This is a genomic window from Billgrantia bachuensis, from assembly GCF_011742165.1.
Classification (GTDB): Bacteria; Pseudomonadota; Gammaproteobacteria; order Pseudomonadales; family Halomonadaceae; genus Halomonas; species Halomonas bachuensis.
Map to the genome: position 1 here is coordinate 1 of NZ_JAAQTO010000053.1, position 12914 is coordinate 12914.

11 protein-coding genes are annotated in these 12914 nt (G+C 65.6%); 9 read left to right on the forward strand and 2 right to left on the reverse strand.

Annotation, left to right across the window (positions count from 1 at the left end):
- Together HBJ55_RS18520 and HBJ55_RS18525 are read right to left on the reverse strand one after the other, a co-directional pair.
- A partial coding sequence (locus HBJ55_RS18520) for an aldehyde dehydrogenase family protein (RefSeq protein WP_167118521.1) occupies positions 1 to 716 on the reverse strand: 716 nt, incomplete at its 3' end.
- A gap of 154 nt (positions 717 to 870) precedes the next feature.
- Positions 871 to 2076, reverse strand: a complete 1206-nt coding sequence (locus tag HBJ55_RS18525) for an ROK family protein (protein WP_167118523.1) — start codon at positions 2074 to 2076, stop codon at positions 871 to 873.
- Positions 2077 to 2413: 337 nt separating this feature from the next.
- Here HBJ55_RS18525 and HBJ55_RS18530 point away from each other — a divergent pair, with 337 nt between their 5' ends.
- The 9 genes from HBJ55_RS18530 (at position 2414) to HBJ55_RS18570 (ending at position 12904) form a co-directional block, all read left to right on the forward strand.
- The gene (locus HBJ55_RS18530) at positions 2414 to 3184 is read left to right on the forward strand and encodes an SDR family NAD(P)-dependent oxidoreductase (protein WP_167118526.1); all 771 of its coding nucleotides are present in this window, start codon (positions 2414 to 2416) and stop codon (positions 3182 to 3184) included.
- A gap of 62 nt (positions 3185 to 3246) precedes the next feature.
- A complete protein-coding gene (locus HBJ55_RS18535; protein WP_167118529.1) occupies positions 3247 to 4539 on the forward strand; it encodes an ABC transporter substrate-binding protein in 1293 nt (430 codons plus the stop codon).
- A 77-nt stretch (positions 4540 to 4616) separates the two neighbouring features.
- Positions 4617 to 5549: a carbohydrate ABC transporter permease gene (locus HBJ55_RS18540; RefSeq protein ID WP_167118532.1), complete on the forward strand. Its 933-nt coding sequence runs from the start codon at positions 4617 to 4619 to the stop codon at positions 5547 to 5549.
- Positions 5546 to 6373 (forward strand): carbohydrate ABC transporter permease, encoded by an 828-nt coding sequence (locus HBJ55_RS18545; RefSeq protein ID WP_167118535.1) that lies wholly within the window; start codon positions 5546 to 5548, stop codon positions 6371 to 6373. Before HBJ55_RS18540 ends, HBJ55_RS18545 begins: the two co-directional genes overlap by 4 nt.
- Positions 6374 to 6378: 5 nt before the next feature.
- Positions 6379 to 7995 carry a glycoside hydrolase family 43 protein gene (locus HBJ55_RS18550; protein ID WP_167118537.1) on the forward strand — a complete coding sequence of 539 codons (1617 nt, stop codon included), beginning with the start codon at positions 6379 to 6381 and terminating at the stop codon, positions 7993 to 7995.
- 51 nt (positions 7996 to 8046) lie between these two features.
- The gene (locus HBJ55_RS18555; RefSeq protein ID WP_167118539.1) at positions 8047 to 9087 is read left to right on the forward strand and encodes an ABC transporter ATP-binding protein; all 1041 of its coding nucleotides are present in this window, start codon (positions 8047 to 8049) and stop codon (positions 9085 to 9087) included.
- Positions 9088 to 9108: 21 nt separating this feature from the next.
- Positions 9109 to 9984 (forward strand): aldose 1-epimerase, encoded by an 876-nt coding sequence (locus HBJ55_RS18560; RefSeq protein WP_206022759.1) that lies wholly within the window; start codon positions 9109 to 9111, stop codon positions 9982 to 9984.
- Positions 9985 to 10095: 111 nt separating this feature from the next.
- Positions 10096 to 11418, forward strand: a complete 1323-nt coding sequence (locus HBJ55_RS18565; RefSeq protein WP_167118544.1) for a maltoporin — start codon at positions 10096 to 10098, stop codon at positions 11416 to 11418.
- Positions 11419 to 11497: 79 nt separating this feature from the next.
- A complete protein-coding gene (locus tag HBJ55_RS18570; RefSeq protein ID WP_167118547.1) occupies positions 11498 to 12904 on the forward strand; it encodes a sugar porter family MFS transporter in 1407 nt (468 codons plus the stop codon).
- Positions 12905 to 12914 lie beyond the last annotated feature (10 nt).

Sequence of the window (12914 nt, forward strand, 5' to 3'; positions counted from 1 at the left end):
AAGCCGACGGCTTGAATGCGCGGGTCACTGACCAAGGCCTGGCCGATCTCGCTGCCCGAACCGAACAGCAGCGAGAAGGTGCCTTCCGGCAGGCCGCGCTTCTCGACCGCACGCTGCACCGCATGGCCCACCAGCTCGGAGGTGCCGGGGTGGGCGGAGTGGCCCTTGACGATCACCGGGCAGCCGGCGGCCAGCGCCGAGGCGGTATCGCCGCCGGCCACGGAAAACGCCAGCGGGAAGTTGCTGGCGCCGAACACCGCCACCGGGCCCAGGCCGATGTGACGCTGGCGCAGGTCGGCGCGGGGCATCGGCTGACGCTCCGGCAGGGCCGGGTCGATGCGCAGGTCGAGCCACTCGCCGGCGCGTACCACGGCAGCGAACAGGCGCAGCTGGCCGCAGGTGCGGCCGCGCTCGCCCTCCAGGCGCGCCCGGGGCAGGCCGGTCTCGGCGATGGCGCGCTCGATCAGCGCGTCGCCGATCGCCTCGATCTCGCTGGCGATCGTCTCGAGAAACGTCGCGCGCTGCTCGAGAGTGGTCTCACGGTAGGTGACGAACGCCGCCTCGGCGAGCTCGCAGGCGCGCTCGACCTCGGCCTTGCCACCGCCCACGTAGGTGGGCTCGAGGGTCTCGCCGGTGGCGGGATTGACGGCGTTGATGGGCTTGGAGTTGCCGCTGACGGCCTCCTGGCCGATCAGCATTTTGCCTTCGAGTGTCATATGGGGCTCCTGCGGTTGTTGTCGATGATGGACTCGGACCGACGGGCGCACTTCCAGGACGCCCGTTAGCATCCTGCGTGAGGCGCCGACTAAGTTCAATCTCTTAACTTACTTGTCGGGTCCGACTTTGGTCGACTGTGCGCGGTTGCACCGGTCAGATCAGGTCGCTAGGCCCGTGGATGATGCTGGCCAATACCTGAGCCGCGGCGCCGCGGGCGGCAACGAAGGTGGAGTCCTCGATCACCCGCAGCGGTACCTGCTGGGTCGTGCCGAGCAGGCGGCTCTGGTTGGCCTTGAAGTAGTCGAGGGCGGGAGACAGCAGCGGGGCGCCGAGCTGGGTCAGCGAACCGCCCAGCACGATCTCGGAGGGGTTCTGGGTATGGTGCAGGTTGAGCAGCAGAATGCCCAGCGCCTCGCCGGCGCGGCGCAGCGTGGTCTGTACGTCGGGCTCGTTCAGGCGCGGCAGCAGGGCCTCGATGAGGTCCTCTTCTTCGGCGATGCCCAGCGCGGCGCGAATCGACCAGCCGCTGACCAGGGTCTCGGCACAGCCACGGTTGCCGCAGTGGCAATAGAGTCCGCCAGGCTGCAGCACGGTATGGCCGATCTCGCCGGCAAGCCCCTGGATACCCCTGGCAACCAGCGGTAGGTGGCTGCCCTCGACCATGCCGCTGCCTATCCCGGTGCCGGCGCTGACGTACATCAACGACTCGGGAATGTTGCCGGTGCGGAAGTAGAGCTCGCCGAAGGCGGCCGACTTGGCCTCGTTGTCCATCAGCCAAGTGCCCTCCAACCGCGAGAGGTGGGGGCGCAGCAGGTCGAGAAAGCGGATGTCGCGCCAGCCCAGGTTGGGCGCCAGGCGCAGCACGGGCTTGCCGGGCGCGATGGGGCCGGGAAGTGCGACCCCCAGCCCTAGACAACGCCGGTTGCCGTCCAGGTGGGCGCGCATCAAGCCATGCAGCAGTTCAGCGAGCAATTCGGCGGTGACTTCGGGAGTGGTCGGCACGAGGTGTTCATGGTGCGATTCGAGCACCTGGCCCGAGAGGGTGCAAGCGACCAAGCGCAGGCCGTGCACGCCCACCTCGGCACCGAACAGCACGTGGCGCTCGTCGTTGAGATGCAGGGCGCGCCCCGGGCGGCCGCCACTGCTCTTCAGCAGCTCACCCTCTCGCAGCCAGCCCTGGTGCAGCAGCGACTGCACGCCGGCGCCGACGGTGGCCTTGGTCAATTGGGCCTGGCTGGCGATGTCGGCGCGGGTCAGCCCCGGGGTGCGGCGCACCAGTTCGAGGATGGCACTACGATTGAGCCGCTTGAGAAAGTGGAGGTCGCCCGCCTTGTGCTGCTGCTGGTAGCTGGTTGACATGGAACGTGGCCTTGCAGTCCGCACACCCGGGGCGCAGCGGAGGAAAACGGATGAAACCGGACACTTTGGTATCGCGTCCCGATGATGCCATTCGGCGATGGGGGCGCGCGAGGGCTTCGGCCCGGCATTCCTGGTACGTGTCGTGAGTTGGTTCCAAGCCTAAACGAATTGCTTTGCTTCGGCCACGCCGGAAGTGCGTTCTTAACCCTTGGTGAGAAAGGCGGATCAGAATGATTTAAAAGGACAAATCGTCACCATCGACTAACGTCGCATTGTCGCTCTGTGTGGAGTTGCTCACTCTCTAGTTAGTAAATAGAAAAAACTAAGTGGAGAAGGCATGAACAACGACGCAGCGCGTTACCCCAGCCTCGACGAGCGAGTGGTTTTCATTACCGGTGGCGGCAGCGGCATCGGGGCCGCGCTGACCCGGGTTTTTCACCTGCAGGGGGCCCGAGTCGCTTTCGTCGACATAGACGATACCGCCAGCCATGCGCTGGTAGAGGTGCTGCAGGCGGAGACGGGGCGGGCGCCACGCTATCGCCGCTGCGACGTTCGTGACGTCGAGGCCCTGCAGGCGGCAATCGCCGAGGTGGGCCGCGAGCTGGGGCCCATCTATACCCTGGTCAACAACGCCGCCAACGACGATCGCCACACCTGGCAGGAGGTCGACGTCGCCTACTGGGACGAGCGCATGTCGCTCAACCTGCGGCCGATGTTCTTTGCCGCCCAGGCGGCGGCGCACCAGATGATCGAGGCTGGCGGCGGCAGCATCGTCAACTTCGGTTCGATCAGCGTGCAGATGGCCATCCCCGAACTGTCGACCTACGTCACGGCCAAGGCGGCGGTGCACGGATTGACACGCAGCCTGGCTCGCGACCTGGGAGGCCACAACATTCGCGTCAATACCCTGGTGCCCGGCTCGGTGCTGACCGAGCGCCAATTGGAGAAGTGGATCGGTCCCGAGGAGGAGGCGTCGATCCAGGCGCACCAGTGCCTCAAGCTGCGCCTGGAGCCACAGCATATCGCCCCCGCCGTGCTGTTCCTGGCCAGCGCCGAGAGCGCGGCGATCACGGGCCAGGAGATTGTCGTCGACGGCGGCTGGGGTTGAGCCGCGAACATTCACTTAACTGAGGTGCATTCATGCGCTTACAACACAACAAGGAGCTCGCCATGCACACTTACCAACACCAACTGCCCAGGCCGCTGCGCGCCAAGCGCTGGTTGGCGGCAACGCTTGCCCTTGCCTCCGGCCTGGCAACGTTCGCCGCAGCGGCAGATACCACCGTGCGCGTACTGCGGGTCGAGATCAGCGACGTCGAGAAGCAGTACTACGACGATGTGGTCGCCGAATACGAAGCGCAGAATCCGAACGTCGAGGTGATCTTCGAGTACATCGCCAACGAGGCCTACAAGACGCGCTTGCCGACGCTGCTGCAGTCCGACCAGCGCCCCGACATCTTCTACAGCTGGGGCGGGGAAGGGCTGCGTGACCAGGTCGAGGCCGGCTTCGTGCGCGACCTCACCGAAGAGATGCAGGGTGGTTGGCAGGAACGCTACCCCGAGTCGGCCGTGCGCGCCTTCACGCTAGACGAGCGTGTCTACGGTGCGCCGCTCTACGCCACCGTAGTGGGCTTCTGGGCCAATACCGCATTGACCGAGCAGGCCGGGGTCGACATCGAGGCCATCGAGACATGGGAGGACCTGGAGCAGGCGGTGGTCGCGCTGCGCGAGAGTGGTGTCACGCCCGCCGTGGTGGGCGGCAAGGATGGCTGGCCGATGCACTTCTACTGGGGGTACCTGGCCACGCGGCTGGCCGGCGGCGAGGGCATCGAGGCAGCCAAGCAGGGCGACAACGGCGGCTTCGAGGGCGAGCCCTTCGTGCAGGCCGGCGAGCTGCTCCAGGCGTTCGTTGAGCTCGACCCTTTCCAGTCTGGCTTCATGTCGACCTCCTACGAGCGTGCCAGCGCCATGTTCGGCGACGGCGAGGCGGCCCTGCACCTGATGGGCGACTGGGACTACATTCCTTCCAAGGAGCGCTCCGCGACGGGCGAGGGCGTGCCCGACGAGGACCTCGAGTTCATCCGCTTCCCCCGAGTGGAAGGTGGCGAGGGCAACGACGACAGCTTCGGTGGCATGAACGGCTTCGCCGTGACTCGCGATGCGTCCGACGAGGCGGTCGACTTCCTGCGCTTCCTGCTCAACGAGGAGAACCAGCGCGAGGCTGCCCGGCTTGGCATCTTTGTGCCGGTGGCCCACGGTTCCGAGGAGGAACTCGACACGCCCTACGCACGCAAGGTGGCGCAAATCCTCAGCGAGTCCAACTTCCACCAGGTCTTCCTCGACCAGGCGCTGGGCACCTCGGTCGGCGCCACGGTCAACGACATCAGCGGCGACCTGGCCCAGGGCGCGATCACGCCCGAGGAGGCGGCTGCCCAGGTCGAAGAGGCCTGGCAGTTCCGCTGAACCGATTCGCTGAAACATGCGACGCCCGGCGCTGCACTCTCGCCGCGCCGGGCCATATCCTCTTGACGGTATCTGCCATGACTACCATGACCCGACCCGCCGTGCACAGGAGAAGCAACGCCGATCGCTTGCGCCAAGGGCTGGCCAGCGGCAAGTTCACTGCCGTGCTGATTCTGCTGCCGCCGGCGCTGATCCTGTTCTCGCTGTTCGTGATCCTGCCGCTGGCCGATGCGGCCTACTACAGCGCCTTCTCGTGGAACGGCTACGGCTCGCCGAGCGATTTCGTCGGCAGCCAGAACTACGCCCGCCTGCTCGACCATTCGGTGTTCCATACCGCGCTGTGGAACACCGCCAAGCTGATTCTCGTCTCGCTGATCATCCAGATGCCGCTGGCCCTGGGCCTGGCGCTGCTGGTGTATCGCAAGACGCCGACCAACACGCTGTTCCGTCTGGTGTTCTTCCTGCCCTATATCCTCGCCGAAGTGGCCGCCGGGCTGATCTGGAGCTTTGTCTTCGACGGCGACTACGGCATCACCGCCTTCATGTTCCAGGCCCTGGGGCAGGAGTCGGTCTACTTGTTGGCCGATCGACAGTGGGCCTTCCCGGCGATCATGACGGTGATCGTTTGGAAGTACTTCGGTTTTCATATGATGATTTACATCGCCGCGCTGCAGAGCGTGCCCAAGGACCTGATCGAGGCGGCCAAGCTCGAAGGGGCCAAGCCGCGTCAGGTGGCGCTGTTCGTGCAGATCCCGCTGATCAAGCACGCCATCGTGGTGAGCGGCTTCTTCGCCATCATCGGCTCGCTGCAGATCTTCGACATCATCATCCCGATGACCAACGGCGGGCCCTCGAACTCGACCCACACCATCGTCACCTATCTCTACACCTTCGGCCTGTCGCGGTTGAACATCGGCTTCGGTAGCGCCGCCGCCGTGGTGCTGTTCGTGCTCGCCATCGGCATCGCGCTGTTCTACCAGCGCGCCACGACGAAGGAGGGGCGGGTATGACGAGCGCCACGACCCGCAACACGCTGCGCGTGATCGTGCTGATCCTGGTGGCCAGCCTGGTCATCGGCCCGCTGCTGGCCTCCTTCTTCGGCGGTTTCAAGAGCAACGCCGAGCTGCGCACCAATCCGCTGGGCTTGCCGGACACCTGGAACGCCGAGAACTACGTCGCGATCTTTCTCGACAGCACCTTCTGGCGCTATCTGGGCAACTCGTTTCTCATCTCTTCGATGACGGTACTGCTCACCCTGGTGGTGGGTGCAGCGGCGGCCTACGTGTTCTCGCAGATCCGCTTCTTCGGCTCGAAGATGATCCTCTCCTACCTGCTGCTGGGGCTGATGTTCCCCTTCGCCGCGGCGATCCTGCCGCTGTTCATCAAGGTGCGCGATCTGGGACTGCTGGATACCTACTGGGCCGTGATCCTGCCGCAGACCGCCTTCGGCCTGTCGCTGGCGATCCTGCTGTTCAAGGCATTCTTCGATCAGTTGCCCCGCGAGCTGTTCGAGGCCGCCTACGTCGACGGCTGCAGCTACCTGCGCTTTTTCTGGTCGTTCACCCTGCCGCTGTCGACGCCGATCCTGGCCACGGTGGGAGTGTTCGTCTTCGTACAGAGCTGGAACAACTTCCTGCTGCCGCTGGTGGTGCTCAACGACCGCTCCATCTACACCTGGCCGCTCGGCATGATGCAGTTCCAGGGCGAATACCTGACCCAGTGGAACATGATCCTGGCGTTCGTGACGCTGACCATCACGCCGGCGGTGATCTTCTTCCTCGCCGCGCAGAAATACATCGTGGCCGGGCTGACCGGCGGCTCCGTCAAGGGATGACACCGATGACCGATACCCTTCGCAACCCGATACTCACAGGTTTCAACCCCGACCCCTCGATCTGCCGGGTCGGCGAGGACTACTACATCGCCACCTCCACCTTCGAGTGGTACCCGGGCGTGCAGATCCACCATTCGCGGGACCTGGCCAACTGGCAGCTGGCGAGCCGGCCGCTGGTCCGCGCCGCCCAGCTCGACATGCGCGGCAACCCGGACTCCTGCGGCATCTGGGCGCCGTGCCTGTCCTACGCCGACGGCCTGTTCTGGCTGATCTACACCGACATGAAGCGCTACGAGGGCAACTTCAAGGACGGTCACAACTACCTGGTCACCGCGCCCTCCGTCGAAGGACCCTGGAGTGCCCCGGTGTACCTCAACTCCAGCGGCTTCGACCCCTCGCTGTTCCACGACGAGGACGGCCGCAAATGGCTGGTCAATCTCCAGTGGGACTATCGCCAGCGCGAGGGCGGCGACCGCTTCGGCGGCATCCTGCTGCAGGAGTACGACGTCGAACGCAGGTGTCTGATCGGCCCGATCCGCAACATCTTCGCCGGCACCGAGATGAAGCTCACCGAGGGGCCGCACCTGTATCGCCGCGACGGCTGGTACCACCTGCTGGTGGCCGAGGGCGGCACCGGCTACGACCACGCCGTGACCATGGCGCGCTCGCGCGAGATCACAGGCCCCTATGAGGTGCACCCGGACAACCCGGTGCTGACCACGCGCCAGGACCCGGACAACCCGCTGCAGCGCGCCGGCCATGCCGACCTGGTGGAAACGCCCGAGGGCGAGACCTGGATGGTGCATCTGTGCAGCCGGCCGCTACCCGGCACGCGCCGCTCGCCGCTGGGCCGTGAAACGGCCATCCAGAAGGTCCAATGGGGCGAGGACGGCTGGCTGCGCCTGGCTCACGGCGGCAGTGCCCCGGCGCTGGAAGTGCCAATGCCTGCTGTCATGCCCAGTGCGGAACAGCGACCCCCGGCCGCCGAACAAAACTATGCGTTCCAGCCCGGCGCTCTTCCGGTGGACTTCCAGTGGCTGCGCACGCCCGAACCCGGGCGGCTGTTCTCGCTCGATGCACGGCCCGGCTTCCTGCGCCTGTTCGGTCGCGAGTCGGTGGGCTCCTGGTTCGAGCAGGCGCTGGTGGCGCGGCGCCAGGACAGCTGGCACTGCAGCGCCGAGACCGAACTCGAGTTCGAACCTGACGACATCCAGCAGTTCGCCGGGCTGATCGCCTACTACAACCGCTTCAAGTTCCACTACCTGGCGGTGAGCCTGAACGACGAGGGCGACAAGGTGCTCGGCGTGATGAGCTGTCACGACGAGTGGCCCAGCGGGCGGCTCGACATCGCCGAGCCGGGCGTGACCCTTGCGCCCGGCCTGCCGGTGCGACTCGGCCTCGATATCCGCGAGCGCGAGCTGCAGTTCCGCTTCGCCCAGGGCAACGACGAGTGGCAGCCGATCGGCCCGGTGCTGGACGCCGGGCTGCTGTCGGACGAGGGCAGCGGTCGTGCCCACGGCTACTTCACCGGCAACTTCCTGGGTATGGCGGCCCACGACATCAGCGGGCGCGCCACGCCGGCCGACTTCGCGGGATTCCGCTATCGCCGCCGCCACCGCTGAATTCAATTCCCGCGCACAAGACCGACAACGGCGCCAAGACGAGAGCACGCTATGGCTGAAGTGACCCTGGTCGATATCGAAAAGACCTTCCGTGGCAGGACCACGGTGATCCCCAATCTCAACCTGCACATCGAGGACGGCTCCTTCACCGTGCTGGTAGGACCCTCCGGCTGTGGTAAGTCGACCCTGCTGCGCATGATCGCCGGGCTCGAGACGGTGACCCGCGGCGCCATCTCCATCGGCGGGCGCGACGTCACCACCGCCGAGCCCAGCGATCGCAACATCGCCATGGTGTTCCAGTCCTACGCGCTCTACCCGCACATGACGGTGGCGCACAACATCGACTTCGGCATGCGCCTGGCCAAGGTGCCCGCCGAGGAGCGCAAGGCCAAGGTGGCCGAGGCGGCGCGCCTGCTCAACCTCGAGGAGCTGCTCGAGCGCAAGCCGGCCGAGCTCTCCGGCGGCCAGCGCCAGCGCGTGGCCATCGGTCGCGCCATCGTGCGCAACCCCGGGGTGTTCCTGTTCGACGAGCCGCTCTCCAACCTCGACGCGGCGTTGCGCAACCGCATGCGCGTGGAGCTGGCCGAGCTGCACCAGCGCCTCGACGCTACCATGGTCTACGTCACTCACGACCAGGTCGAGGCGATGACCCTGGCCGACTGCATCGTGGTGATGAACGCTGGTCGCATCGAGCAGGTAGGCACGCCCATGGCGCTCTACCAGCGCCCCGAGACGCTATTCGTCGCCGGCTTCATCGGCTCGCCGAAGATGAACCTGATCGAAGGGCAGGTCGCGGAGGCCTACGGTGCCGCGACGCTCGGCATTCGCCCCGAGCACCTCGAGGTCAGCCGCGAAGCGGGGGAGTGGCAGGCTCGGGTGCGAGTGGTCGAGATGCTCGGCGCCGACGCCTTCGCTTATGTCGACTGCGACGCCACTGGCCCGCTGACGGTCCGCTTGCCCGGCGATGCGGCGGTGCGCAGCGGCGACGTCCTTTACCTGACGCCGCGTCACGATCTATTGCATGGCTTCGACGCCGATGGCCAGCGCCTGCCGGACGAGGCCCTGGCCCGATCCAAGGCCAGTGTCGCCTGAGCCGTAAGCGAGCGAGACATCATGACGATTACTCTCGACAACGGAACCCTGCGACTCACGGTGAACCCCGATGTCGGCGGTGCCGTGGTGCGCTTCGACAGGCTGACCGAACGCGGCCCCGAGCCGCTGATGCGCCCCGGCAGCGCTGGCGAACATGATCCGAATCGGCTGGCCATGTACCCGCTGGTGCCATGGTCCAACCGAATCGGTGGGGGCGGTTTCAGCTGGCGCGGGCAGCATTACTCGCTTGCGACCAACCTGCCTGGCGAGCCTCTGCCGATCCACGGCGATGGCTGGCAGCGGGCCTGGCAGGTGGAAGAGTGCGACGACACACGGCTGCTGCTCGCGCTTCGCTCACGCGAGCAGCCACCGTTCGACTACCGGGCGGTGCTGACCTATCGCCTGGCGGGCGACACGCTCGAGGTGACCCTTGCCGTGACCCACCTGGGGGAGGCGCCGGCTCCCTACGGCTTGGGCCTTCACCCCTGGTTCCCGCGCAGCGCCGAGGTAAGAGTCGACGCTGCCGCCGAGGGTGTATGGGAGGTCGATGCCGATCAACTGCCGACCGAGTGGCGCCGGCTCTCGGCCGGTGAGGCCTGGGACTTCTCCCGCGGTGCGGCACTACCCGAACGCAAGATTGACAACCTTTTTACCGGCTGGAGCGGGCAGGCCGTGCTGCGCTGGCCCGAGCGCGGCGTGACGCTCGGGGTGAGCGCCGATACCTCGCGCTACCTGGTGTTCTCGCCGGGCCTGCACGCCGACTTCTTCTGCTTCGAGCCGGTCTCCCACGAGGTCGACGCCCATCACGGTGTCGACCCGCAGCGCCAAGGTCTGCTCGAGCTGGGCACCGGGGAGTGTCACTCGATGCGCTGCCGTTTCCGCTGTCTTCTCAGCTAAACCCACCCCGTTGACACCAAGGAGCTGTCCACTCATCACACTTCAGTCACTTAGTTCAGAGTTATTACCAACAATAAGCAGCATCGATGCATCATTCACAGGAGCACAACAATGAAAACGCCACGTCACGCTACGCTGTCCCTGCCTCGCCTGGGATTGATCGGGCTCGGTTGCCTCGCCTTCGGCACCGCTCAGGCACAGGAAGACTTTGTATCCGGCATCGATTTCACCGGCTATGCGCGGTCCGGCATAGGCAACACCGCAGGCGGGGGCGACCAGGCCTGCTTTCGGGCCAATGGCGCCGGGGCCAAGTACCGCCTGGGCAACGAATGCGAAACCTATGCCGAGCTTGGCCTCGGTGCCACGCTCTATGAACAGGGCAAAAAGTCGTTCTATTTCAACAGCATGGTGGGCTATTTCTCGAATCAGGTGAACGATTCCGAGGATACCGACGTATCCCTTCGACAGTTGTACGTGCAGGGCCACAATGTGGTCGATGCCCTGCCCGGCGCCAGCCTATGGGCGGGCAAGCGCTTCTACCGCCGCCACGACGTGCACATCAACGACTTCTTCTACTGGGACTCTACCGGCCCCGGCGGCGGCATCGAGAACATCGACGTGGGTACCGGCAAGCTGCACCTGGCGTGGATGCGCGCGACGGGTACCGACGATACCGAATATCCCGATGCCGACAATCGCATCTCCAACGACACCCTGGATATCCGCTGGTCCGATATCCCCGTCAATCCCGACGGCACGCTGGTGCTGGGCTACAACTACGGCCGCGCTCAGCTGAGCGATGCCCAGGAGGCCTACTACGGTGACAGCGAGGCCGATAGGGGCCACATGTTCACCATCCAGCACGAGCAGAACAACTGGTTCGGCGGCACCAACAAGTTGGCGCTGCAGTACGCCACCGACGGCATCATCAATGCCGGTACCGGTCAGGGACGCATGAATGCCGGGGTCTCTGCGGATGTGCCCGGCGGTGAGATGTGGCGCGTCATCAACCACGGCAATGTGTGGCTCTCGCCCGACAGGTTCGATCTGCTGTATGCGGCCATCGTTGAGGAGAAGCGCTTCGACGACGACTCCGGAGCCACCTGGGTCTCAGCAGGCGTACGTCCGACCTATTACTGGACGAACAACCTGAGCACGGCGCTCGAGCTCGGCCACGACTACATCGATCCCGAGAACGGCGACGACAGCCGCCGCCTGACCAAACTGACCCTGGCTCAGCAATGGTCCGCGGGGGTGGGCGGCTTCGCTCGCCCGGTCATCCGCCTCTTCGCCACCTATGCGGACTGGAACGGGAACGCCTTCCAGGCGGACCGCACCAGCCGCGCAATCGATGCGGGGGCGGCAGGTGACGCGATCGACATCGACGACAACAACGGCCTCACCTTCGGCGTGCAGATGGACGTGTGGTGGTAAGCCGAATCCCGACATGCTTCATCGCGGGGCTTCCTCGCCTTGGCGCCCGCAGGGGCGCCCTTTTTCCGGAGTACTCGTCATGCAGGAACGTAAGGTAATGAGTCGTTCGGCCTATATCTTCATGATCTGTTGCATTGCCGCCATCGGCGGCTTCCTGTTCGGCTTCGACAGCGGCGTGATCAACGGCACCGTCGACGGCCTGCAGGCCGCATTCGGCTCCGACAGCGTGGGCACCGGTTTCAATGTTGCCTCGATGCTGCTGGGCTGTGCCGTGGGGGCTTTCTTCGCCGGCCGCCTGGCGGATCGTTTCGGACGCCGCACGCTGCTGATCGTGGCCGCGGTCTTCTTTCTCGTCAGCGCCTGGGGCTCGGGCATCGCCGGAGGCTCCCTGGAGTTCGTCATCTATCGTGTACTGGGCGGCATGGCGGTGGGCGCCGCCAGCGTAATGACGCCGGCTTATATCAGTGAAGTGGCTCCTGCCGCCTATCGGGGACGGCTCGCCACCATCCAGCAGGTGGCCATCATCTCGGGGCTGTTCGTGGCCTTTCTCAGCAACTATGTGCTGGCGTATCTGTCCGGCTCGGCAATGGTCGAGCTGTGGCTGGGATTTGCCACCTGGCGCTGGATGTTCTGGATCGAGCTGCTGCCGGCGGCGATATTCCTGATGGCGCTGCTGTTCATTCCCGAGAGCCCGCGCTATTTGATCAGCAGCGGCAAGCAGGGCGAGGCGCGACGCGTGCTGGGCCTGGTCATGCCGGAAGGCGAAGTGAGCGCCAAGCTGGCGGAGATCGACGCGACGCTGGCCCGAGACCACAAGCCGCGCCTGCGCGACGTGATCGATCGCGCCACCGGCAAGGTGCACGGCATCGTCTGGGTAGGCATCGGGCTGGCGGTGTTCCAGCAGTTGGTGGGCATCAACGTGGTGTTCTATTACGGTGCGGTGCTGTGGCAGTCGGTGGGTTTCTCCGAGGGCGATGCGCTGCTGATTAACGTCATCTCGGGGGCGGTGAGCATCGGCGCCTGCCTGCTCGCCATCGCTCTGATCGACAAGGTCGGGCGCAAGCCTCTGCTGTGGGCGGGCTCGGTGGGCATGGCGCTGACCCTGGCCAGCATGGCCTACGCCTTCTCCACGGCGAGTCTGGTCGATGGCAGCCTGCACCTCGGCGACGACATGGGCGTGTTTGCGCTACTGTCGGCCAATGCCTATGTGTTCTTCTTCAACGTCTCCTGGGGGCCGGTGATGTGGGTCATGCTCGGCGAGATGTTCCCCAACCAGATGCGCGGTTCGGGCCTGGCCATCGCGGGGCTGTTCCAGTGGCTGGCCAATTTCGGCATCACCATGACCTTCCCCATCATGCTGGCTTCGATCGGCCTCGCCGGCGCCTACGGCTTCTACGCCCTGTGCGCGGTGGTGTCGGTCTTCTTCGTGCTGCGCCTGGTCAAGGAGACGCGTGGCAAGGAACTCGAGGAGATGGCCTATGAATGACGCCACCGGC

What these genes read in the sequence shown, in the direction of transcription:
- HBJ55_RS18545 (WP_167118535.1), top strand. Translation starts at nt 5,546, where the DNA reads ATGACGAGCGCCACGACCCGCAACACGCTGCGCGTGATCGTGCTGATC.
- HBJ55_RS18565 (WP_167118544.1), top strand. Translation starts at nt 10,096, where the DNA reads ATGAAAACGCCACGTCACGCTACGCTGTCCCTGCCTCGCCTGGGATTG.
- HBJ55_RS18540 (WP_167118532.1), top strand. Translation starts at nt 4,617, where the DNA reads ATGACTACCATGACCCGACCCGCCGTGCACAGGAGAAGCAACGCCGAT.
- HBJ55_RS18535 (WP_167118529.1), top strand. Translation starts at nt 3,247, where the DNA reads ATGCACACTTACCAACACCAACTGCCCAGGCCGCTGCGCGCCAAGCGC.
- HBJ55_RS18530 (WP_167118526.1), top strand. Translation starts at nt 2,414, where the DNA reads ATGAACAACGACGCAGCGCGTTACCCCAGCCTCGACGAGCGAGTGGTT.
- HBJ55_RS18570 (WP_167118547.1), top strand. Translation starts at nt 11,498, where the DNA reads ATGCAGGAACGTAAGGTAATGAGTCGTTCGGCCTATATCTTCATGATC.
- HBJ55_RS18560 (WP_206022759.1), top strand. Translation starts at nt 9,109, where the DNA reads ATGACGATTACTCTCGACAACGGAACCCTGCGACTCACGGTGAACCCC.
- HBJ55_RS18550 (WP_167118537.1), top strand. Translation starts at nt 6,379, where the DNA reads ATGACCGATACCCTTCGCAACCCGATACTCACAGGTTTCAACCCCGAC.
- HBJ55_RS18525 (WP_167118523.1), bottom strand. Translation starts at nt 2,076, where the DNA reads ATGTCAACCAGCTACCAGCAGCAGCACAAGGCGGGCGACCTCCACTTT.
- HBJ55_RS18555 (WP_167118539.1), top strand. Translation starts at nt 8,047, where the DNA reads ATGGCTGAAGTGACCCTGGTCGATATCGAAAAGACCTTCCGTGGCAGG.